Origin of the sequence: Natronogracilivirga saccharolytica (genome assembly GCF_017921895.1) — a bacterium.
Lineage (GTDB): Bacteria > Bacteroidota > Rhodothermia > Balneolales > Natronogracilivirgulaceae > Natronogracilivirga > Natronogracilivirga saccharolytica.
This window is the reverse complement of sequence record NZ_JAFIDN010000032.1, coordinates 1-1,513: the sequence shown is the minus strand read 5'-3', so window position 1 is coordinate 1,513 and position 1,513 is coordinate 1. Positions and strand designations below refer to the sequence as shown.

The window sequence follows — 1,513 nt, the reverse complement described above, 5'->3', positions numbered from 1 at the left end:
TGCACGTTGAGCGTATAGATCCACCTCTTGAATTGACCATGAGCAGGTCAACCACACAAAATCCGGAGTATTTTATTACCAATCGTTGCGGTCAGGCAGCCTCATTCAAAGAGTCTGAGCCGGGACTATTGCATGTTGAGTAGGTTTTATCAAAAAGTTATTTCTGACTAAAAATGGGATCATGTTATGAGAAAACACAGTTACGCTACAATTACAATTTTATTTGCAGTGGTTGTAATGACCTCCTGCGGACTATTTGACAGTGACCCTACAACTTACACCCTGACTACTACCGCTTCACCATCGGAAGGAGGAACCATTATCCCATCGGATGGTGAATATGAGGATGGCGAACAGATCAATTTGCGTGCCGAGGCCAACGAAGGCTGGCAATTTGTACGCTGGGAGGGTGATCTGAACATGACCGTCAATCCGGTAAATCTGCGTATTGAAGAAAATTTGATGGTCATTGGCCATTTCGAAAGGCGTGAATACCCGTTAAATATCACCATAGAGGGCGAAGGAAGTGTTCAGGAGGAAGTAATCCAACAAAAAACGGCCGACTATGAGCATGGGACACTTGTCCGGCTTACGGCCGTTCCCGATGAGGGTTGGTTTTTTGTGGAGTGGAGCGGTGATGTTGAGGGAGGGGACAGATCTGTTGAAATTACCGTGGATGAGGAGAAGAGCGTGACGGCAAACTTTGAGCAGGAAGACAATGGCAACGGATCCGGGGACACCGAAACCGAAGTTGTCGAGGTCACCAATCCTGAGACGGGTCGCACCTGGATGGACCGTAACCTGGGGGCCAGCCGTGCGGCGACGTCGTCTACGGATTCTGAGGCCTACGGCGATTTGTACCAGTGGGGTCGCGGTGCCGACGGACACCAGAAGCGCAACTCTCCTACTACTTCCACATTGAGCAGCTCCGACCAGCCGGGCCATGGCAGTTTTATAACAAGTAGCAGTGATGCCAATTGGGATTGGCGCAGTCCACAAAACGATGATCTGTGGCAGGGGGTAAACGGGATCAACAATCCATGTCCGGCGGGCTACCGGTTGCCAACTGAGGCAGAGTGGAATGCTGAAAGAAACAGCTGGAGCAGTAACAACGCATCCGGCGCACTCAACTCTCCACTGAAACTGCCCCTGGCGGGCTTCCGCCACTACAGCAGTGGTTCGCTCTTCGATGTCGGCTCCTACGGCGACTATTGGTCAAGTTCTGTATCTGGTAGCGACGCTCGGCGCCTGGTCTTCGATAGCAGCTTTGCCAGCATGGGCAGCGACATTCGGGCGATCGGAGTCTCTGTGCGTTGCACTAAGGATTAACACCACTTTGACACTTTGCCTGACCGTTCCGCAGGACGGGCAGGCGCACCAAACCCGCGTAAGCGGGTCGGATTTATAAACCAACTTCAGGGATAGAAACTATGAAAAAAACAGCTTTGGTATGGTTAGCCTTACTTGTGATCGTGAGTGGTTGCGGCATATTTGGCTCGGACAAGGAAGATGA

At 51.3% G+C, this 1,513-nt stretch carries 1 protein-coding gene; it reads left to right on the top strand.

What is annotated here, in order from left to right:
- Positions 1-186 precede the first annotated feature (186 nt).
- The gene (locus tag NATSA_RS15285) at positions 187-1,329 is read left to right on the top strand and encodes an InlB B-repeat-containing protein (RefSeq protein WP_210513487.1); all 1,143 of its coding nucleotides are present in this window, start codon (positions 187-189) and stop codon (positions 1,327-1,329) included.
- The last annotated feature ends 184 nt before the right edge of the window (positions 1,330-1,513 follow it).